The following is a 22,141-nucleotide window of genomic DNA, read 5'->3' as shown; positions in this document are numbered from 1 at the left end:
TTGTGCTTGAATAGTTGAATAAGTTTAATCATTAAGTTTGTCTGCACCTCCTACATAGCGATTCCGTTGAGAGTCGTCTAATTTTCGATCGCAAGGCGAAATCGAACAAGCATTTCCAAATAGTTTGCCAGAGTAGGGATGAAATCGAGGTGAAATGCGAACTGTTTTGGTACGATTGCCTATGGTACGCTACGGGAACGATCTTGTGGTTGATTTACCGATCGATCCTCTGTCCTGCTGAAGCGGCAGAAGCTATGCGAACAGGGAAAGGTAATTAATAATTATTGAGCTAGAGATCGATGCGAATTTTGCTGGTGGAAGATGAAACAGATTTAGGCATGGCGATCGAGCGGGTCTTGGTAAGTGAAAAATATGTGGTAGATTGGGTGACTGATGGCGCACGGGCATGGCATTGTCTCGAAAGTCAGTGGACAGACTACACTGTGGCGATCTTCGACTGGCTGCTACCCAAACTATCTGGACTGGAGTTATGTCAGCGGCTGCGGTTGCGTCAAAACCCCTTACCCGTGTTGATGCTAACTGCCTTGGGTCAGCCGGAACACCGCATAGCAGGGCTGGATGCTGGTGCTGATGATTATTTGGTCAAACCGTTTGTGATGGAAGAGCTGCTAGCACGGCTGCGGGCACTGCAACGCCGATCGCCCCATATTCAACCGCAACCGCTGACGGTGGGGTCATTTACCCTAGATTATGCCAACAATGCCCTATGTGTTGGACTCACCCCACCGCTGCAAACGATTCCGTTAACCATCAAGGAATTTCAAATCCTGACATATCTGATGCAAAATCCCGATCGAATCGTCGCTGGGAGCAAGATTCGGCATCAACTCTGGGATCTCAATGAAGAGCCAATTAGTAATGTTGTCGCCGCGCAAATGCGGTTGTTACGGCGGAAGCTAGCCGCCTATGATTGCCATTGCCCGATCGAGACGATTCCCAGTCAAGGCTATCGATTTAACACTCAGCCATGAATACTTATCAATTATTTCGCCGCAGTCGGATGCGGTTAGCACTTTCCTATGCAGGGGTAATGGCGGTGATTCTGAGTCTAGCTGGATTTAGTATGTATCGGTTTCTGATCCAGTCTAACTGGGCGGCGATCGAACGGGAAATGGAGTCGATCGCGGGTACATTACATGACAGTCTAAAGCCGATGTTGCCCTCATCCGAAAATCCCACGGCTATTTTACAGCGGATTTTACCCGAACTTTGTGTAACCAAGCAGCCTTGCAATGTCAGCCCCACCTTAATTGGGCGACATACAACCGGAATTAGCGATCGCAACACCTACTATATTCGCCTGTTCGATCGTCAAGGTCAGATCCTCGCCTTTTCACCCAGTAAAATCAGCGCAGAACTACCGCAAAGTCTCACCACCGCTCCGTGGCAAACCTTCAAAAGTGCCAAGGGCATTCGCTATCATCAGTTCACGATCGTCTTACACACTCACGATCTCCAACATCAACACGTTGGCGCAGCCTATTCTCGGAACGAGACACTTCGTGAACGGTACAATAATCTACATAACACTCAACCCGCTTGGGGTTACTTACAAATCGGGCGGACATTAGCAGCCTTTGATGCCCAAGAACAGCAGCTTAAACTAATTTTGGCGATCGGCTTTCCGATTGCGTTAGTGTCAATTGCCGTCTCTAGTTGGTGGCTCTCAAAATTGGCAATGCAGCCGATTTATCAGTCTTATCAGCAGCAACAACAGTTTACGGCTGATGTTGCCCACGAACTGAGATCGCCCTTAGCCAGTCTCTTGGCAACGGTGGAAGCGATCCTCCGCCTACCGCCATCTCAGCAACAGGATATCCCGATCATGCTCCATCCCGTCGAGCGACAGGGTAGACGACTGAGCCATTTGATTACCGATTTACTATTTTTGACCAATTTGGAACAAAACTCATTCACAAAACCGTTTCAGCCCTGTTGTCTCAACGATGTAGTCAGCGATTTGACTGAAGAATTTTCAGAATTGGCGACGGCGGCTGACATTCACTTAACCAGCCAAATGCCGAAGGTTGATATCTATGCGATGGGTGATGAATCACAGCTTTATCGTCTCGTCTCCAATTCGATCGCCAATGCCATTCAGTACACTCCAGCGGGCGGGGCTGTGAATGTCAGCTTAACATTGACAGATCGGACGGCATCGATCGCGATCGCAGACACCGGAATTGGGATTGCATCTAGCGAACAAACCCGAATTTTCGAGCGGTTTTACCGAGTCGATAGCGATCGGGCGCGTAAAACTGGCGGCACGGGTTTAGGATTGGCAATCGTCCAAGCGATCGTCCAACGTCATCAGGGACAAATTACCGTCAAGAGCGAACTTGGCAGCGGCAGTTTATTCACCATCCGTTTACCAGTCGGGACAAATGCACAAAAATAAGGGGTTTAAATCCCCATCCTCAAACCCCAATTATTAATATTGCTACGTTCGATCGCAAGTTAGAGAACTGTATTCTTTGGAGGTAGATAGCTTGAATCTTGTCGGAGGATCTGCCATGCCGATCTAATCAGCGACAGCGCACTCAAGCTAATTATTAGCACCACCAGTAAGCTAGCCGCTGCATCCGCCCACAGCCAGTCGAACCAATATATTCCGCCAGCAGCCACCAGCGCACTCAGCGCACCCGTAGCATCTGCAACTCCATGTAAGAAAACGCCCCGCAGGTTCAAATCTTGGTCGCGATATCGATATAGTAAGTAGACCACAAAAGCGTTCGCAGCTAGGCTTAATCCGGCTACCAGCAACACTGGTAAAGAAGCTACCGATTCGTTCGCTTGGAGATGCTTCACCGCTTCCTGGGCAATTAGGATGGCGATCGCACCCAAGCTAATTCCATTAATTAACCCAATCCACGCCTTCAACCGCTGCTCGGTTTGAGTAGTCTGCTCTAATGGCTGACGTTGTACCACCCACGCAGCGATAAAAGTTAATCCCAGTGTCAGTAGATCTGCAAATAAATGTCCCGCTCCAGCTAATAGCGATAGACTATGACTCCAGATCGCTGTTCCCAATTCGATCGAGAACAATGCGATCCGCAACCCTAAAATAACCCATAGTAAAGATGTTTTAGGCTGAATACAATCGATGTCTAGCTGATTCAATATTTTATTACTCACTTCAGCTTGACAACTAGAACGCCTTGATATTTAGTGCTCATCTTGAGCTACAACATTTTTAAAATTAGTTGCACCTCGATAGCCAGACAACTCAGCCAACTTAGCTAGTGGTTGATTGCCAGTGAAAGATTTATCACCAATTTTCCAATGTGGATAGCCTTGAATTTTCTGCTCTATGCAAATATCAGTTTGACTTCTTTTATCAGGTTTAGTGCATTCAATATAAGGAATAGAACTAACTGCTTCCTTACCAAAAAGCTGTTTCTGACGGTGGCAATGATCGCATAAAAACGACCCATAGAATTTTGCACCTGTTCGATCGAGATGTTTAGCGAGTTCGATTTCGGCAGTACCAGCAGTGGTGGTGATTGCCATTCCTTGAGATCCAGCGGTAGCTATCGGTTTATTCACATTTGCATAAACCCCTAATGTCCCGACTAGAAAGATGATGGCAACAACGCCGCCGTTAAAAACTAGTTGCCCGATATCTTGCCACTCGCGACCGACGATCGATAAGATAAATAGCGTCGTGGCAAACAGGGCAGAAGCGACGCAATAAATACAAACAGCTTTAATTTCAAAAGCTAGTAAGTACATCAAATAGCCGCTGAAAACTAACATGGCAGTTGCAACCATAAATAGCAATAAACCCGTCCAACCTTCCAGTTTATTGCGAAGTTTCTTCTGCTCGGTCGAATTGATGAGTAGTGGCGCGATCGCTAAGACAATAACACTGGCATAGGCAAGAAAGCCAAATAACGGCAAGGGTAAGCCAAAAACTGTGGCATAAGGGCTAGAGAGAACGACATCACATCCTCCCGTCGGACAAGCGGCTTGATTTCCAGTTAGCTTGGTATAGGTTAGATAAGCAGTCACACTAGCCCCAATTGAGGCAATCCCTGCCATAATTGGACGTGACCAACGGTACATTACAGGAATCGATTTTTTACGCATAAGATTGGCTAATTTAGCTAATTAAAGTTAGGATAACTCTCCATTGGAGATACTAAGTCAACGACGATTATTTCATCACTCTAGTTGCATTAAAAATTGCCACTAACGCTACCCCAACATCAGCAAATACGGCTTCCCACATCGTGGCTAATCCCATTAAACCGAGTCCGATGAAAACAACCTTAATAGTTAGCGCAAAGATAATATTTTGCATGACGATCGCATGAGTCTTCTTACCCACCTGAATTGCTTCGGCAACCTTAGAGGGTGCATCTGTCATCAATACGACATCCGCAGTTTCAATTGCCGCATCCGAACCCAATCCACCCATTGCAATTCCCACATCGGCTCTAGCAATCACGGGTGCGTCATTAATTCCGTCCCCAACAAAGGCAACTTTACCTTTTTTGTGAAATTCTCCGAGCAGTTTTTCGATCGCCGCTACCTTGTCTTCTGGTAATAACTCTGCCGCAAAAGTATCGACACCCAAAGTTTTCGCGATTCGTTTTGCTACCGCTTGGGAATCCCCCGTCAGCATCATAATCCGCTCGACACCTGCGGCTTTGAGATCGCGAATTGCTTGCGCTGCATCTTCTTTAATTTCATCAGCAATAATGATGTAGCCAGCATAGATCCGATTGACTGCCAGATGCACGATAGTACCCTCGACATCACAGGTATCGTGAGTAATGTTTTCGCGGTGCATCAATCGATCGTTACCCGCCAATACTAACTTTCCTTCAATCGTTGCCTGAATCCCGTGAGCGGCAATTTCGGTATAATTTGAGATACTAGATTCATCAATGGGTCGATTGTAAGCTGTACGAATCGATTTGGCGATCGGATGATTAGAATTTGCTTCCGCCTCGGCTGCAATGCGTAACAAATCATCTTGCTTAAAACCATTGTACGGGACGATTTCAGTAACTTTAAATACACCCTTAGTCAGCGTCCCTGTCTTATCAAACGCGATCGCTTTAACTCCTGACAAAGTATCTAAGAAAGTCGATCCCTTGACCAAAATTCCCCGTTTAGCCGCTCCACCAATACCCCCAAAATAGCCGAGGGGAATACTAATTACCAATCCACAAGGACAGGAAATTACTAACAGTACCAAAGCGCGATATACCCATTCAGCGTGGGTTGCACCTGGAATTACCAGCGGTGGAATCAATGCCACTAATAGCGATGAAATCACCACAATCGGCGTATAACGACGGGCGAATTTAGTAATAAACTTCTCAGTTTCGGCTTTCTTAGCACTGGCATTTTCGACCAAATCGAGAATCCGCGAGATTGATGATTCCCCAAATAATTTAGTAACGGTGACAGTTAACACCCCAGTTTGGTTAATCGTTCCAGCCAATACAGTTTCACCCACATTCACCGTGCGCGGAACTGATTCGCCCGTTAATGCCGATGTATCAACTTGAGAGTTTCCTTCGACGATTTGACCATCGAGAGGCACCTTTTCCCCTGGCTTGATGATAATTATATCGCCTACTTTTATCCGTTCCGGTGAGACGACTTCAATTCCATTAGCCGTTTTGAGATTGGCAGCATCGGGACGAATTTCGAGTAGTGCCGAAATCGATCGCCGAGATTTACTGACGGCTAATTCCTGAAATAGTTCTCCGATTTTAAAGAATAACATTACGCCCACAGCTTCAGGTAGCTGTTTAATTGCGATCGCGCCAACAGTCGCGATCGTCATCAGGAAATTTTCATCAAATACTTGTCCGCGTAAAATATTTCGTCCCGCAGTAGTTAATACCGTCCAGCCACTCAACAAATAAGCCGGAATAAATACTAAATATGCTCCGATCGCAAAAGGTGTTGCGTTTAATTGTTTCTCAAAAACAGAACCCAATACAAACAGCGTAATTACGACCCCAACTAATAGACCTTCACGCTTTAAATTAAACTCTCCCCCACCATGATTATGCCCGTCGTCTTCGTTGCCATCATCATGACTGCTCTGTTTAGCTGGAGACTCAGACTTTTCTGCTTCGATCGTATATCCCAAAGCTGTCACTCGTTGCTTAATATCTGCTTCACTTACCCGTGCTGGATCGTAAGTAACAATTAACCGCCCAGTTACCACCACTACAGATATCTCAGCTACCCCTGCTAGCTTCTCTAGACTGCCTTCAATCTTCATCGCACAGCTCGTGCAGTCCATCCCCCCAACTTGCAGCCGTTGGGTTTTGAGTGCGGGTACTTGAGTCATATCTGTTGTGGCGAGTGTCGAACTAATACTTTTAATTATAGATCGAAATCACAATACCTGAAAGTATATTCAGATATATAATGATTCTCATTATTGCCGCTATAATTTAAACAGAGTCAATCATCTTCAACAAATACTTTTCATGACCGAGCAAGAATATTCAAGCGGACTCAGTAAAGGCGACACTTTGGCAGAGCTTCATGTGCATCGCGCTACGGGATCGATCGAAGATACTCAGGTACCCAGTTGTGACGAGCGATTGGTGCATTTAGATAATGTCCGTCAACTGCAACTAGACATTCTGCCAATGGATCAAGCTCAACGCAGGGCAGAACTATTTAATGTCTTGGCAGATCCCAATCGGTTGCGGTTGCTCTCAGCACTAGCCAAACAAGAATTGTGCGTCTGCGATCTAGCAGCGGGCTTAAAAATGGGTGAATCGGCGGTATCTCACCAGTTGCGAGTATTAAAATCGATGCGAATGGTCAATTATCGTAAGGAAGGGCGGAATGTCTACTATAGTTTGGCAAATAGTCAAGCGATCGACTTGTACAACTCGATCTCTGCACAGTTGTTTTCTTCACCCCTACTTTAAAATCTCAACTAACTTTTATCAGTTTAAATTATCATGGATTCAAAAACGCATTGGGAGACAGTTTACCAAACAAAAGCTGCTAATGAGGTAAGTTGGTATCGAGCGCACCTCGACAAGTCGCTAGCACTAATCGAACGTGCTGCCCCAGATCCTAATGCTAGGATAATTGATATTGGTGGTGGTGAAGCAACATTAGTTGATGACTTAATCGAGAGAGGATACCAGCACCTAAATGTTTTGGATATTTCGCAAGCAGCGATAGATACTACTAGACAACGATTGGGCACAGTAGCAGAGCGAATCAACTGGATAGTTGCCGATATTACAACAGCAGATCTACCATCGCAACAGTATAATGTTTGGCACGATCGAGCGGTATTTCATTTTCTCACCCTGCCAGCACAACGAGCAGCCTATGTTCGACAAGTTTTGGACGCAGTTAAGCCTGGTGGTCATGTAATTATTGCGACTTTTGGTTTAGATGGGCCAGAAAAGTGCAGTGGATTGGAAATTGTACGTTATGATTCGGAATCACTACAAGCAGAATTTGGCGAGCGATTCCAGTTATTAGAAACTGGTATGGAATTACATAAAACGCCATCTGATACGACTCAGCAATTTTTATATTGCCATTACTTAATTGCGATTCCTTGATAAAAATATCCGCCAATTTTAGGTGTGTTAGGGCTATAAAATTCCCGAACATCTAAATTATTAAACTGTTTAGCAATTAATAGGCGAATCGGGCGATCGAGATGACAGCCATCACCGATTACTTTCTGAATTGGAGTAATTCGATGTTGCCAAGTTTGGATATTTGGCTCATTGCTCAATCCGTGTTCGATAAATAGGAATTTACCACCTGGTTTCAGTACACGGTGAATTTCGGCGATCGCTGTTTCTACCTGTTTGATACTGCACAGCGTCCAAGTACTAACTACCGTATCGAATGTATCATCTGCCATCGGTAATTTTTCTCCATTTAGCACCCGATAATCTACCTCGATTGAACTAGCGGCTATCCGCTTTTGTGCGAGTTTATTCATGCCTGGATTGACATCAACAGTCGTAATTTTCTCCACTCGTTGGCGTAGCCTCTCTGTTCGCGGAGCGTCCCGAAGGGAAGGAGAATTTTGCGGATAATAAGCTAAATTCAAGCCAGTACCAAAACCAATTTCTAATACCGATCCTACGGCATCGGCGAGGACTATTCGTCGATAGTTGGCAAAATTCTCCCCAGACATCACTAGATCGATTAATGTGGGGAAAATCAGTCGGGAATAAATATTCATAAGAATAAAGAGTTTATTTAAAATAGTATCTAAGATAAGCAGCTTATTCTATTAAATTAATAATCACACCTAACTCTTATCTTTTATCAGCTAGGATTAAGCCATCCTGAGAATGTCTGGATTAATAACCAGCCATTCAACCCAACAATTATCGTTGCCACTGTACAAGCCAGCACCTTGAGCCAAGTAGGATTGACAAACTCACCCATCAACTGGCGATCGCTAGTGAACATAATCAGTGGAATAACGGCAAACGAAAGCTGTAAACTCAGAATCACCTGACTCAGAATCAGCAGATCGGTCGTACTACCTTCCCCAAAAAAGATGATTGTCACTAATGCTGGTACAATCGCCACTAGCCGAGTCAACAAGCGACGCAGCCAAGGTTTCACTCGCAGGTGAAGGAAACCCTCCATCACAATTTGCCCTGCCATCGTTGCTGTTAAAGTTGAATTTTGCCCAGAAGCTAATAATGCGATGGCAAAAATAGCACTGGCAGGGGCAACGCCCAACATCGGCGATAACAACTTGTAAGCATCCTGAATTTCCGCGACATCTTGTTTGCCCGAAAAGTGGAACACCGACGCTGCTAAAATCAAAATAGCAGCATTGATAAATAAAGCTAAAGATAAAGCAATCGTTGAATCGATCGTTCCAAATTTAATCGCTTCCCGCTTCTGTTCTGGGGTATCTTCCCAATTCCGAGTTTGGACGATCGATGAGTGTAGATATAGGTTGTGCGGCATCACTGTCGCTCCCAAAATCCCGATTGCAATATATAGTGCCTCTGGATTTCTAACTACTTCTACTTGTGGAATAAAACCGCCAAGCACACCGCCTAAATCTGGCTTGGCAAAGATTAATTCAGCAATAAAACAAGCCCCAACAACACCGATAATGGTAATTACTAATGCTTCAATATAACGGAATCCCTTATTTTGAAGAAATAGGATCGCAAACACATCTAATGCCGTAATGCACACGCCTACGGCTAATGGAATATTAAACAATAATTGTAGCGCGATCGCGCTGCCGACTAATTCGGCTAAGTCACAAGCTGAAATGGCAATTTCACACAATACCCACAGACAAAAACTGACAGGCTTACTAAAATTGTCTCGACATGCTTGCGCTAAATCTCGTCCAGTTGCCACCCCCAATTTGACACAAAGTGCCTGTAACAAAATTGCCATCAAATTTGATAACAAAATGATGCTCAACAGACTGTAGCCGAATTTAGCACCGCCAGCTAGATCGGTTGCCCAGTTACCTGGATCCATATATCCGACCGAAACTAGGTATCCTGGCCCCGCATAAGCCAACATCTTTTTCCAGAAGCTGCCGTTAGTTGGGACGGTTACTGTCCGATGCACTTCTGGTAGCGAAGGAATTTTGTCGATCTGTGACATGGGCTAATTTTCATATTCTTCTCATAATCTTCAGATTAACACACATGCACCTCTAAATTTAAGAACAAGACAAAATTCATTGTCGTGTCCTTATTTTGCGCTAGAATGGGTGTTTGAGTAGCAAGTAAAGTCGCTCTCTGCCTTGCCTATGAGTTCCCTGCGAATTCCCGTATCCAAACCCATTTCAGTACTCAAATCACCTGAAGTCACTCGTTCTTCTTCAGACCTTCTTGCTGACTTCCTCCGACTAAAAATTTCTGCCAATACCAGGCGGAACTACAGCAAAGCGATTACCGATTTTTGTCGTCGCAACTATGACAGTGAAGTATCCACCGACCTTCTCACTCAATTCCTTTCCTTACATCAGCCAGAAGCCGTCTATCAAGTCCTCCAGTACCGACAACTGCTGATTGAAGCTAAATTAGCCCCCAGTACAATTAACATCCGGCTATCAGCCCTAAAATCTTTCGTAGACTATGCCCGTCAAGCGGAGCAGTGTAGTTTTAATCTCGCTGATGTTAGGTGCTTGAAAGTGGACAGTTATGGTGATACCACAGGGATTGAGGTAACTGGGTTTAAAGAGATGCTCCAAATTCCAGACCGCAGTACTGTCAAAGGGATCAGAGATTATGCAATTCTGCGGTTGCTCTGGGACAATGCCTTGCGCCGTAATGAAATCTGTAGCTTGGATGTGGGTGATTTCGACAAATCTGGGCGGTTATCGATTTTGGGGAAGGGGAAGATCCAAAAAAGCCAGATCGACCTATCGCCAGCAACGACAATCGCGATCTCACAATGGTTGACTGCCAGAGACAACTATCAAGCGTCCGCTCCTCTATTCACGAGCCTCGATCGGCGCAGCAAGGGGCATCGACTCGATGGGAGCACGATTTATCGCTTGGTGCGAGAGTTTAGCGAAGCAGCAGGGATCGATAAAATAGTCTCTCCCCATCGGATTAGGCACAGTGCCATCACAGCATACCTCGATGCCAGCGACGGTAATATTCGAGCCGCTCAATCCTTGAGTCGTCATGCCAACCTCAACACTCTCAACCGCTACGACGATAACCGCCATAAATATCAGGCGATTGCTACTAATACACTAGCCGATTTGGTCTGAATTTGGCGAAAATCTCCAAAAGCTAGCAACCGATTGAAATCCAATCCCAGCAACAACTATAACCTCAAGACGTTCCGCTAAAGAGCGTTAGCGGCCCGTCAAATTAACCCCCCAAATTCAAGTAGAATTTAGATAGCCGCCTCAGTTATGAATGCCCCCATTGGATGAACTAAATCCCCCTGCTACCACCTCAACCTCTTTCATCCCATCGGCAGCCCCATTTGTCCTCAATGCCGATGAATTACTGGCGGCGTTTACCAATTTCCTCACCTTCGATGTTGGCTCTGGCGGAGCTAGTGCCGAAACGATCCGTACTTACTGGTGTGAAGTCCGCTACTATCTACTCTGGTGCGAGACAAATCAGCTTCAACCCCTGACTGTCACCAGAGATCAGATTAAAATTTACCGCCATCATCTCGTTCAAAAAAAGTATAAACCTGCAACCATTTCCCTCAAACTAATCGCCATCAGTCGGATGTACGATGCGGCGATGGAATACAGACTGCTGACGATTAACCCCGTCTGGGGCGTTAAACCGCCCAAACAACGCAGCGATCCTGCCGAGCGGATTACCTATTTAACTACCGCAGAAGCACAAGCCTTGCTCCAGGCTCCTTTAGCTAAACCGACATCGCTCAAAACGTTGCGTGACCAACTCCTGCTAGGAGTTATGACTTTAGAAGGGGCAAGAACGATGGAAGTCCATCGGGCTGACATCAAGGATATCGTGCGCGGTTCAATGGGCGCAGGGATTACCGTAACTAGCAAACAGCAACAGCGGATTGTGCCTTTGACTCCCGACTTGGTGGATTTACTCGATCGTTATTTACTCGCCAGAAAGAAGGCGGCTTATAGTATTGCAGGCATTACGCCCCTGTTCATTAATCTTTACCATCGTCCGAAAAATTTAACGCCCTCGGCGGAAGATTATCGGCTATCGCGGCGAGGGGTGAGAAAGATTGTCGATGGTTATCTCAAAGCTCTCAACATCAAGCATGGGGAGGGACGGACTTTATCGGCGCACTCACTACGGCATACTGCGGCTACCTTGGCGATTCAGAGTGGTGCATCTTTACGGCAGGTGCAGGATTTACTGGGACATGCCGATCCTCGGACTACAGCGATTTACACCCATGTTGGCGATAGGTGGTTGAATAATCCGGCTTTAAATTTGGGGATTAAGCTTACTCCCGATTGATTTGTCTATTGCTGTTGGTTGTATCGCTGGCGGATAACTGGAGTAAAGATTTGAATCGCTTAACCCTCTAGTTGATTAAGTAGTTACTTTAGCTTTCTCTTCAAAAATTTTAATCGTTGGCTCCAAAATATTGTAGCCTTGCTCGTTAATACTCAATTTTCCACCAACTAACGCCATCCAATTTTCAAATTCGGCAGCATCGGTTTCGGCGGTGTGCCAATGCTTCCTTTTAATCGATGCGATATAGGTAATTTCCTCATCGTCGATTAGTTCGACTTTGAGTAGCTTATTCGGCATCGGTATGGCTCTGGGAAATTCGGTCGAGAACTTAACCGAAATCTCTCTTTTAACTACTTTTGCCTGAGCGACTTTTGTTTTGGTCTGTTTTATTTCTTCAGGTACATTTTCTTTCCACTCGAACACCTTAATTCCCGCTTCCAGAATATTGCACCCCTGCTCGGCGATCTGCAATTTTCCAGAAACGACTAGCACCCAAATTTCAAATGCTGCGACTTCGGTTTCGGCTTGGCGGTAACTCTTAGGACTGACTTTGGCTGTGTAAATTGTCCCATCCTCATCGATTAGTTTGATTTCGATCTTCTTATCTGGCGTGAATTTACCTTTAGGTAGTTCGCCACATTTAAGCTTGATTTCTTTGGCGAGGGCTTTAGCTTTGGGGATTTTTGGTTGGATTGCTTTGGCTTGAGTCATATCGAATTACCAGGTCGATAAAATTCCATTACTTGTCGAGGACTAGCTGTTGAGGATTTATAGCGATACCGATCTTCAGGCTGAACTTCTGCTCCCTGCGTGTTGTGGGAGTCGATTAGTTCCTCAATCTCGATTCTCCTTCTCCACGGTTTACCTGTAATTTACGTACTTAAATTATACCCCCCACTCTCTCCAGAATCGCAGATCGGTAATTTGTCTGATGAGTGGATTCGTAAGCGAAGCTCTTAGGGGGAAGCTTCCCAAGCAAAGCGAGCTTTCGGGGGGAATCTTCCCCCCGAAACGTCGCGCAACTTTGTGGGGGAAGCTTCCCCCACAAAGCTTGCGCCCGAAAACGCCTTTGTCACCACATTTGGTTTAATCGCTCAAATATCTGTGGATACTTACTCTCAACCATGCTCATAGCAATTCTAGCAACAGTCGGATTAATCACTGCTAAATACTCTTTCAACGTATTTTCTAACTCCGACATCTCCATTTGACCGATTTCGAGCAGGGTCTGTGCTACAGATCGGAGATTTTCCAGGGTAAATTCTGGCGATCCACGTTGGTCTTCTGGCAGGTTAATAATATTAATACTGGCAAAATTATCAACGTGGATCTCGACGGTTAGTTGTTGTGGAATCGAGCTTTGCGGATTCTGCCAAGCTTCCACTCGCTCATGTTGATAGATTGCTAGCTGCTCTAAGCGTTTTGTAACGCATTCATAAATGTGTTTCACTTCGACGGGTTGAGTGCCAGGATAAACTTGACTGAGTTGAATTGCGTCAGATATCGGATTGTGATTACCGCTAAAGGTGTACATCCGCGTGACGATCTTTTTACCTTGGGAATTAACTGTCCGGTAACGGCGGCTAATTGCCGATAATCCTAGATAACGAGCAGCACCAGCAACAAGCCGCATTCGTCCCGAACCATCGTGCATTCCCAGTGCTTCCATTGCTGTGCCCAAATCTTGAATCGTTTTGTTGTCGCTCAGAAACTCTCCACCTGGGAGTTTCCCTAATTGCTCGATTAGTTCAGGGGTGAGTAATTCGTACTTAGGCGCACCCTTAAAAGCCAGAATCGAATTTGCCACAGCATCTAATTTGAACTCGTCATCTTTTAGCTTGACCAGTTTAAGTCCAAATTTCTTGAGAATGCGCCGGAATAACTTAAACGGATCGTGTGGTTGGTTGGGATTGACGTTGATTTTTAAACAGGACTGATAAAGTTTAGAATCAGCAACCTGCTGGGTAATTGCGGCAATCTGCTGTCCGTCGAACTCCCCCTCCATGAGGTCGTGCAAGCCCAATTCCCGCCCGATCCTTACCAACGGCAATGAAGAACGATTTAGTTGGTCTGGGAGCCAGACAGAACCAGTCTCAGCGACAGGTAGCCAAGCAGCTAAATGGTTGATTTCGGCATATTCGGGATGGAGGAGGTAATGATAGGTTTCGAGCTGTCTAATCAAGGCTGGATGGTTGTACTTAACCATCTGAATCATTTCGGCTGAATAACTCAGCGTCTGGGTAATTCCTGGTAACTGTTGTTGGGTGAGGTAATATTTATTCGCCAATACCCGATCTAATTCACTCGCACTGGGATTATTTCTAATTTCTTCGTATGTAAGTCTGTCGATATCCGGTGCCTCGTAAATCCGCCGCGACTGCACTACTCGTCGTTCGACTTCGACTCTACCCATCAAATCGTCGGTATCGTCACAACCATCGACATCTTCAGGATCGATTGTGACTGTATAACCATCTACTACCATTGCTTCGACGAACAGTTCGCGCAGGTGCTTCATCTCCTCATTGAGATTAGCTTTATATTGGTGAGCCAGTTTGAGCCAAATATCTTCCTTATTGGCATAGCTAGTGAGGATCTTCATCGCCTCATCTGCTGCACCTTTATCCAGCAGCATAAACACTAGATCCATATCTTCATGGACTTGACGATCGAATTCATCTTTCACCCACTTCGTAAATGAGCTAGAGTTACCATCACCGATGCGTCCTTGTCTTTCACAGTAAATCACGCGGGGTGCGCTGAAGTCTCGATATCTACCCAGGAATTGCAAGCCAGACAGAATCCCTAAATTGCCCAGGTGGAAATGGTAATGAGTGGTGAAATATCCAGGTAAATCGATACTGATACCGCTCTCAGCCGTGGGAGAGAGAATGACAATTTGGGGGCGATGTTGCTCTAAATAAGCTTTAGGATTGCGGAAAAATAGCCCGACGGTATCATCGCGATCGGTAGTACCATCGATTCGACAAATATTAGCTTCGGGAATGCCGATGCGGATCAACGATTTTTCGAGATTCTCACAGTGCTTTTGAGTAGTGGCGGTAACTAACAGGTTCGCTCCAGCTAGGGCATCATCGAGAATAGCGCGGGTGACGGTGGATTTTTGATTTACCATCCGCACGTTCATCTGGTTGCGGTAGGTATTCTCAAGCTTATGGACGAAATCGAACTGCCGCAATTTCCGCAGGAAATCCAGCTCGATATCGCTGAGATAAGCATCAAGGGCGACGACTCCGTAACAATTCTTAACTAGCTCCTCGATATGTGCCAGTCTAATCTGGCGCGAATCCGTACCATCCTTACGCCGTCCGGCTGTGAGCTTACTGGTGAGCATATCGCTCAAGTTGGAAACGCATTCGTCGAGGATGACAATCTTGTTCCCCATCTGAGCGGGATCGATCAGTCCGGCTGAATGGTGACAGATAGCTTTGTGATAGTCAGAGTTGAGAAATACTTTATCTTCATCACCAACGTGATAGAGATCGGGAATGCGATCGCAAGTTTGCCTGAGTAGATTATTTCGATACCCAATGAAAATCAGTTCTAAGCCCTGTTCTCTCGCCCAAGCACCTAAAGCCTTGAGAACTTCAGTTTTGCCCGTTCCTAGTGCAGATTTGATACCAACGAGAGTGCTGGGCGGGTACCCCGCCATGCTGTTTTCTAGCCCTGTTTCTGGTATCTCCCACTGAAGGAAGCGATTGCACTGGGTTTTGTTGGGGGTAAAGTGTTTAGATTTTTGATAGAGTTTCCGCGCTAGGGAAACGATTGGAGGGAGTCGTGGTGGTAACTCTGCACCGGATAAAAGTTCTAGTTCGTCTAAGCTGATTTTGCGGGTAAGGCTTAAATCCTCCAACTCATCGATATCTTGTCCCGACCACATCAAACGGGGTTTGTAGCCCCATTCCAGTAATTGGTGGTAGAGATTTAGCCAACGGCGGATGACTTGGGGTTTGTGAATATCCTCACCATCGAGGTAGAGATCGATATAGTTGGCTCTCCACCGTTCTAGAGCATCTTTTAACTGTTCGGGAGCGGATAAGAATTGTCCCCCAGCCGCACCGATCGTCTGTTGCCCCATTTCGATCGCAGCTAGGTTGGGTTTAGCTCCAGTTCCTTCTGCTAAACCGATTGACTTTAATACTGGTTGGACTCCTAGCAGTTGGGGGTAGGAGAAGGTGAGGGGAATTTCACCGTTGGGGAGGTTGGGTACAGGGCCATTTTCTCGGCTTTTTTCCCAGGTACTCGATAGCCAGCGATAACGGGATTTTGACTGTTCGCGATTCCGAATTTGGAAAGCGACGATTTCACCTGTGATGGTGTAGATGGGAATCAGAATCCCACCAATGAAGCCATTATTTAATCTGTTGCCCTGAATATTGACACCAGGAAAGCGAGGATTGACGGGTTCTTTGAGTCTTTGGAACTTCTCGACGCTTTTGAAGCCGATTTCTTCGATCTGTTGTCGGGTGAAGCCTCGTCTAATTAGATCTTTTCGATCGATCTCGTATAAAGATAGTTGCGCTAAGATTGCCCGCGCTGCAATGTCTCGCTCCAGAGTGGGTAATGATTCAGCTCTACGTTGATTTTCAGCGGAGAGTAATGCTTGCTGCTTGAGTTTTTGGTTTTTGACCCATTCTGCTCTTTCTGCTGGGGTCGCTTGACGGTCTTCGCCGCGATGCTCGTTCCAATCGACGAGGGGGATATATACGCCCCATTGTCCGTCGCGGGTATCGTTGAAATAATGATAGTCGGGGTTGCCATATCCACCCGCCCCAGTCATGCACAGGGTTTTGATGGTGGGGGTAATTTTACCGTTTTTGGCTGAAAGCTCGTAATTTTGCCATTTGCACTTTCCTGAAGAGCTAGCGCAGACTGGGCAGGTGTTACCTAAACCTCTATAGGCGTTGAATTTGGAATGGTTGACTAGATTGGCAAAATATCTCACTTTCGACTCCTGGGGTGGGAGTCACTAGTCGAAAGGCTGGGCTGTGCTTTAGTTCTTTATCCTTCTCCTTCAATCCAAACTGAGCGGGGGTGTCATTATTCCCATTTTTTGGGGTATAATAACGGTACTTGCGTGGGCCACAACAAGTTTAGTTACGCTTTGTCGATGGATTGAAGGTGAAGGTTTAAACGAAATAAGTTTAACCAGAACAATTCTCCAATGACTTTTAAATCCGGTCGTTTGACCTCACCAAACCCTCTGTTGCATTTATGTGACGGAGGGTTTGTTGGTGTTACAGGTCGATTCGCACGGGAATACTACTAGAATATTATTATGCCCGAATGCGTCGCTTCAATCGATGTTTTTTCGTGAATTATAAAAGATTTCTTGCTTTGAGTATTTAATGATGTGTTAGTGACCCGTACCGGATGTAATCGATTATACCTAGCTATTCTTCCCCAACGTGCCAAAAACATCAAAGTGTGTAATTCAAACTATTTGTTGTTGCAAATGAGCGCGAAATCTATACCTGTCGATCGATCTAGCTCGAACAGTTCCGTTGAAACTTAAAAGCAGCGTTTGAATTTTGGATCTTTTTATCAGCCAAACAACTCAAGTCGTTAGTCGATCGCGCTCTGCATACTAGGAAGGTTAGATGTAGGGTTACGAGCGATGACTGACGATGACATGACTGGAGATAGTTGGGATGAAGATGAAGAGGAACTGGAAACTCCCCAAATGGTTGGTAGTGCGATCGCACGTAGCCTCTACCGCGATCCTACTCTAGCCGAAGCGATCGGACGCGAACAACTGGGGCTGACTCAAATGGTGACTAGATATCAACAATCGAGTGACGATCCGGTCTATGAAATTCTGGAGATGACCAGAAATATTACTACAGTTGTCGGACAGGTTTATACAAATATCCCGATCTTAGTCTCCGATGCGATGAGTGAAAGTGCGGCAAACATTGAGAGTCGCGTGATTCTAGCTGTACGGCAAAGTAGTAGACCGATCGATCTGGAGCCATTAACTGCTCGATTAACAGCGGTGAGTGAGGTAACAGCCAAAAATACCAGCACCCAGCTTGAAGCTCAAACAGCCGTCCTCCAGCGCATCGCTCTCAAACCGCAAAAAATCCCCTATATTTTCTATGCCAGTGTAGGTGTCGTTGGAATAGCGAGTCTGCTGGCTTCTGCTTTCACCTGGAAGACAGTCAACGAGCGGATGGCATTGGTGCAGTGGGTAGTTACTCCCGATGGGCAATTAGCTAAAGCGATCGTGGTGGCGAATAAGGGTCGGTTAGACCAAAATTGTAGAAATACTACCCGCAAACTCGACAGTAAAGTGAAGATTAACGGAATCGATCGCGATAAAATTTGCTTTGTAGCGATCCCCTAGTTGTTGAATTAAACTGTAATAATCGACCGGACAATCTACTCGTGGATTGCCCCAAATTCGGTTAAGGTCAGGTTTTATGGATGTTTTGTTAATGTTTTTAGCAAATTTGCATCGATCGTCATAAGTTAAGCAATTTGGCGAATCCGAGATCGAGATCTGTTGAGTTAACTTTGGGGCAAAGCAACTTTAAGTCCACGAGACTATGACCATGACAAAATTTAGATCCCAAGACCGCCACAGACCAGAACTAGAAATGGGGATCTTCGATAAAGTTTATAATTCTTTCTCTGTTGATTTTTGGTTGATCGCTGCCAACTTAGTCGTAGTTGCGAATTGGTTTATGCACCCTCAGAGTTTAGGCGCAATCTCATTACTCGCTGTAGGTTTAGGATTAGTTATTTTTGCAGTAATTATTACCGACCGTCGAGCGCAACAATTACTACGTCAATTTAAACGTGATTATCGGACTAGTGGTTTGTTAACTTTGATTCTAGGTTTAGTAGTTGCCTTAACGGTATTCAACTATGCCACCGATCCCAGTCATGCTTTAATTTTGACTACTGGTGGGCAAACTGGGCTGAAAAAACTTCTTGGTGGTGGAACTGCTGCTGTTGGTACAGTTATCGACAGTATTTTCCTGGTTTTCAAAGCCCTATTTTTCATCAGTTTTATGTGGGCTTTGTATAAAGCCTATGAAAAATACACCGACCAAGCAGATTTAGGCGATGTCATTAAAACACCACTAATTTTATTGCTCGTCATTGGACTAATTGATGGAGCCGCAACGGTATTTCTGGGTGCATAAGAGGTTACAGAAGGGGGAAGTAATCAGGAATAAGTAATCAGGAATAAGTTGGGAAATGGAGCAAGTCTTAGTCTTGGATCGGAAATAGATCGTAGTGTTACTCCAAACTTCCTGACTTAGAGCGAAATCAAACCTTATTACTTATTCCTTCTTACTTATTACTTAATTCCATGTCAATTCGCGTCAACCGAGTCCTCTCTAAAAAACAAAACATAGCCGGAATACCAGCAGATATATTTCTGCCCATTGTTGCCTTCGATACCGTGGCAATGGTTTTCCTCTGCTTGTGTTTCGGACTACCAGTAATTCCGCTCGCGATCTTCTGCCTAACTATCAATATCGTCTGGGCAATCCTGGTCGCTAAAGGTGTGTGGCGATTTCTGGGCACCTTCTATCATCCTCCGCGTTACTATCGCCGAAACATCCGCTACAACCCGTTTCTCCAAGAGTTATTAGACCATGACAGTCGCCCAAGTCAAAAAAGTAAAGCCCAGAAAAGACGAACTCGTCCCTGGGCGCGGCAAAGAGCAAGTCGTCCCGCTCGAAGACGCATTTAATCTAGTCTGTCACGTTCAATTTGCCGCCGAGGGGCGGGAGTTTGGGGCGTACTTGTTGCGCTGGAAGGAAAATAAATATAGATTGGTGTTTGGGTTCGATTGCGATGGGATTCACCCAAATTTGCCCGATGTCCAGATGGAGTCGGTTTACGACCAAATCTCGAATGGATTTAAGGATCTCCCTGAGAACGAACTTTTGACCATTCACATGCGCTCGTTTGTGGACGATACAGATCGCACCACTTATTTGGCTGGATTAGTTTCCAAAACAGCTAATCCCGTCCTCAAATATTTAGCGACTAGCGATCTCCGCCGAACGGAGATTTTGAGCAAGAAGAAATTACGCAAAGGTAAGACACTGAGAATGTTTGCTACCTTCACCTGGGATGCAGATGCAGACGTTCAGGACGATAAAGTTGAGAAATTGACGAAAGGATTTCTCAAAGCTCTGGGTAATTTTTCTGGTGCGGAGAAGATTAAGAAGAGTCAAGAGTTTTTCGCTTTCCTCGAAGCGGGATTTAATGCTTTCCTGCTCTGGGAACAGATTTTTACGAATAAGATGGGACTAACAGTTCGGGCATTATCAGCCGAACAGTTATGGGGAGATTTATGGCATCGCTACAACTCCATTCCCTGTATTCCCGTGCCACAGAAATTAATCTTCGACCGCGAATCGATTAAAGAAGAAATTAATAGCGACATTCACGCTCTCTCCCTGCTGATGTATCGCGAACAGAGCGTCCCCACGGCGGATTATCGCTGGATGCGGCTCAAACAGAAATTCATCGGCTTACTGGCACTATTAGACCAGCCCGACTCATGGGAAACCGAGCGGGATGCGATTAATTTTTATTGGAATAAACTCAGTGAGGACTTAGTTTCGGATATTTCCATCGTCACTCAGTTGAGTAAAGTCAGTCAGACTGAGATGCGCCAACGGTTGACCGATCTTACCAAAGAGCAAATCTTTAAGGCAGGGAAAGCATCCGAGGAAGGCGATATTAATGTCGGTGCCGCAATGGATCTCGATGAGGCTCTAGAAGCTCGTGCCTATCTCCACATGGGGCATGTTGCCCTATCTTCTGCTACGGTTTTTATGGTCGAACGGGATACCGTCGATGAACTAGATCGAGCTTGTAATTATTTAGAGAGCTTATTTCTATACCCTGCCAACCTACATCGGGAAAATACCTACCTGTGGCGGACTTGGGCGCAAACTCAACCGATTTGTCGGACGAAGTTGCTCAGTCATCCCTATAACCGTGTGGGTAAGGTATTCAGCAGTTATGTGTTGGGCACAGTTCCCTTAGCTCAAGTGCGGACAATCGATCGATCTGGGGTAGAATTTCTGTCTGATGATGGGGGTGTACCGATTTATTTAGATCTGGTTAAAAAGCACCACAATATCGTATTTTTCGCCACCACTAGAACTGGTAAATCCGTTACGCTTACTGCCTTTGTCAATAATTTCTTAATGAATAATGTGCCTGTGAGCATTATCGATTATCCGCCTACCGACGATGCCTCTACATTCAAGGACTACTCGAAACTGCTAGGGGGAGCCTACTTCGACGTTGGTTCGGAAGCTGCCAATATTTTTGAACTGCCGAATATCGAGTATCTGAGTCACGAGCAACAATTAGAACGGCGGAAGGACTACGAAGATTTTCTGCTCGAAATCCTGCTGGCAATGGTGATGGGGGCAGTCGTCCAGAATACTAATGTCAACGTTGACATCGTGCGATCGATCTTAGCCTTAGTCCTAGCTAAATTCTTCGATGACTATGAAATTATCTCCAGATATCGAGCGGCGCGGACGAGAGGATTAGGATCTCCTGAATGGGCAGAGTATCCTACCCTCCAAGATTTTGTCGGCTTCTGTTCTCCCGAACGCATCGCTCTGAAAACATCGCCAGATCAGATTTCAGCATTAGATTTTATCGTCACCAAGCTGCGTTACTGGCTGACTAGTAGAGTCGGACAAGCACTATCCCGCCCCAGTACTTTCAGTGCCGATAGTACTTTATTTGTGATGGCAATGCGTGGGGTGAATAACCCTGAAGATGCGGCTATTCTGTCGATGTGTATGTATGGAACGGTATTAAGACGGGCATTTAGCAACCCTAAATCAGTACTGGTAATTGATGAAGCGGCAATCCTGCTCCAATTCCCATCCCTGGCTAATCAGGTGGGTAAACTGTGCGCTAACGGTGCCAAAGCAGGGATTCGAGTGATTCTGTGCGCCCAAGAGCCAACATCGGTTAAGAACTGCGCGGCTGGCGACAGAATTTTAGGTAACTGCGATATTAAGTTAGTGGGGAGGATTCAACCTGAAGTCAGCACTGCCTTCCAAGATATTTTATTGATGCCGCCAGAGATTTTGGCTCCATGTATGACCGACGCATTCTCTCCTAACACAGCCTTGGGCTATTCAAATTGGATGCTCCTCGATGGGCGT

General features: G+C 45.6%; 17 protein-coding genes. 10 read left to right on the top strand and 7 right to left on the bottom strand.

Annotated elements, in window-relative coordinates; translation table 11 throughout:
• Positions 1–299 precede the first annotated feature (299 nt).
• Entirely contained in the window at positions 300–992 is a 693-nt protein-coding gene (gene rppA, locus ACEW9J_RS10710) for a two-component system response regulator RppA (protein ID WP_373545109.1), read from the top strand.
• The gene (gene rppB, locus ACEW9J_RS10705; RefSeq protein ID WP_373545108.1) at positions 989–2,419 is read left to right on the top strand and encodes a two-component system sensor histidine kinase RppB; all 1,431 of its coding nucleotides are present in this window, start codon (positions 989–991) and stop codon (positions 2,417–2,419) included. The genes rppA and rppB overlap by 4 nt, the downstream gene beginning before the upstream one ends.
• 59 nt (positions 2,420–2,478) lie before the next feature.
• Here the strand turns inward: rppB and ACEW9J_RS10700 are convergent, their stop codons facing one another.
• The 3 genes from ACEW9J_RS10700 to ACEW9J_RS10690 all read right to left on the bottom strand — a co-directional run bounded on the left by ACEW9J_RS10700 (position 2,479) and on the right by ACEW9J_RS10690 (position 6,340).
• Positions 2,479–3,156: a cation diffusion facilitator family transporter gene (locus ACEW9J_RS10700; RefSeq protein WP_373545107.1), complete on the bottom strand. Its 678-nt coding sequence runs from the start codon at positions 3,154–3,156 to the stop codon at positions 2,479–2,481.
• Between the two features lie 30 nt (positions 3,157–3,186).
• Entirely contained in the window at positions 3,187–4,110 is a 924-nt protein-coding gene (locus ACEW9J_RS10695; RefSeq protein WP_373545106.1) for a vitamin K epoxide reductase family protein, read from the bottom strand.
• A gap of 67 nt (positions 4,111–4,177) precedes the next feature.
• The gene (locus tag ACEW9J_RS10690) at positions 4,178–6,340 is read right to left on the bottom strand and encodes a heavy metal translocating P-type ATPase (RefSeq protein ID WP_373545105.1); all 2,163 of its coding nucleotides are present in this window, start codon (positions 6,338–6,340) and stop codon (positions 4,178–4,180) included.
• Between the two features lie 142 nt (positions 6,341–6,482).
• Between ACEW9J_RS10690 and ACEW9J_RS10685 the strand changes: the two genes are divergently transcribed.
• Both ACEW9J_RS10685 and ACEW9J_RS10680 read left to right on the top strand, forming a co-directional pair.
• Positions 6,483–6,935 (top strand): ArsR/SmtB family transcription factor, encoded by a 453-nt coding sequence (locus tag ACEW9J_RS10685; RefSeq protein WP_373545104.1) that lies wholly within the window; start codon positions 6,483–6,485, stop codon positions 6,933–6,935.
• Between the two features lie 33 nt (positions 6,936–6,968).
• Complete coding sequence (locus ACEW9J_RS10680) at positions 6,969–7,589, top strand: class I SAM-dependent methyltransferase (RefSeq protein WP_373545103.1); 621 nt, start codon at positions 6,969–6,971, stop codon at positions 7,587–7,589.
• Here the strand turns inward: ACEW9J_RS10680 and ACEW9J_RS10675 are convergent.
• On the bottom strand, positions 7,568–8,227 hold the full coding sequence (locus ACEW9J_RS10675) for a class I SAM-dependent methyltransferase (RefSeq protein ID WP_373545102.1): 660 nt from the start codon (positions 8,225–8,227) through the stop codon (positions 7,568–7,570). The genes ACEW9J_RS10680 and ACEW9J_RS10675 overlap by 22 nt on opposite strands.
• A gap of 86 nt (positions 8,228–8,313) precedes the next feature.
• The gene (locus ACEW9J_RS10670) at positions 8,314–9,636 is read right to left on the bottom strand and encodes an Nramp family divalent metal transporter (protein ID WP_373545101.1); all 1,323 of its coding nucleotides are present in this window, start codon (positions 9,634–9,636) and stop codon (positions 8,314–8,316) included.
• 157 nt (positions 9,637–9,793) lie between these two features.
• Here ACEW9J_RS10670 and ACEW9J_RS10665 point away from each other — a divergent pair, with 157 nt between their 5' ends.
• Both ACEW9J_RS10665 and ACEW9J_RS10660 read left to right on the top strand, forming a co-directional pair.
• Complete coding sequence (locus tag ACEW9J_RS10665; RefSeq protein ID WP_373545124.1) at positions 9,794–10,756, top strand: tyrosine-type recombinase/integrase; 963 nt, start codon at positions 9,794–9,796, stop codon at positions 10,754–10,756.
• A gap of 151 nt (positions 10,757–10,907) precedes the next feature.
• Positions 10,908–11,954 carry a tyrosine-type recombinase/integrase gene (locus ACEW9J_RS10660; protein WP_373545100.1) on the top strand — a complete coding sequence of 349 codons (1,047 nt, stop codon included), beginning with the start codon at positions 10,908–10,910 and terminating at the stop codon, positions 11,952–11,954.
• 75 nt (positions 11,955–12,029) lie between these two features.
• On the opposite strand, the gene ACEW9J_RS10655 is transcribed toward ACEW9J_RS10660, so the two are convergent.
• Both ACEW9J_RS10655 and ACEW9J_RS10650 read right to left on the bottom strand, forming a co-directional pair.
• The gene (locus ACEW9J_RS10655) at positions 12,030–12,665 is read right to left on the bottom strand and encodes a hypothetical protein (protein WP_373545099.1); all 636 of its coding nucleotides are present in this window, start codon (positions 12,663–12,665) and stop codon (positions 12,030–12,032) included.
• Positions 12,666–13,026: 361 nt separating this feature from the next.
• Positions 13,027–16,920: a plasmid replication protein, CyRepA1 family gene (locus tag ACEW9J_RS10650; protein ID WP_373545098.1), complete on the bottom strand. Its 3,894-nt coding sequence runs from the start codon at positions 16,918–16,920 to the stop codon at positions 13,027–13,029.
• A 672-nt stretch (positions 16,921–17,592) separates the two neighbouring features.
• On the opposite strand from ACEW9J_RS10650, the gene ACEW9J_RS10645 reads away from it, so the two are divergent.
• From ACEW9J_RS10645 to ACEW9J_RS10630, 4 genes are all read left to right on the top strand, one after another.
• The gene (locus tag ACEW9J_RS10645) at positions 17,593–18,321 is read left to right on the top strand and encodes a hypothetical protein (RefSeq protein ID WP_373545097.1); all 729 of its coding nucleotides are present in this window, start codon (positions 17,593–17,595) and stop codon (positions 18,319–18,321) included.
• A gap of 208 nt (positions 18,322–18,529) precedes the next feature.
• Positions 18,530–19,126, top strand: coding sequence for a hypothetical protein (locus ACEW9J_RS10640; RefSeq protein WP_373545096.1), 597 nt, complete (start codon positions 18,530–18,532; stop codon positions 19,124–19,126).
• 170 nt (positions 19,127–19,296) lie between these two features.
• Positions 19,297–19,683, top strand: coding sequence for a hypothetical protein (locus ACEW9J_RS10635; protein WP_373545095.1), 387 nt, complete (start codon positions 19,297–19,299; stop codon positions 19,681–19,683).
• Positions 19,586–22,141, top strand: a 2,556-nt coding sequence (locus tag ACEW9J_RS10630; protein ID WP_373545094.1) for a hypothetical protein, incomplete at its 3' end; no start/stop codon positions are given. The genes ACEW9J_RS10635 and ACEW9J_RS10630, both read left to right, overlap by 98 nt.

The organism is Chamaesiphon sp. (genome assembly GCF_041737865.1).
GTDB lineage: Bacteria > Cyanobacteriota > Cyanobacteriia > Cyanobacteriales > Chamaesiphonaceae > Chamaesiphon.
The sequence above is the reverse complement of the archived record's forward strand: the minus strand, read 5'-3'. Positions and strand labels throughout refer to the sequence as shown.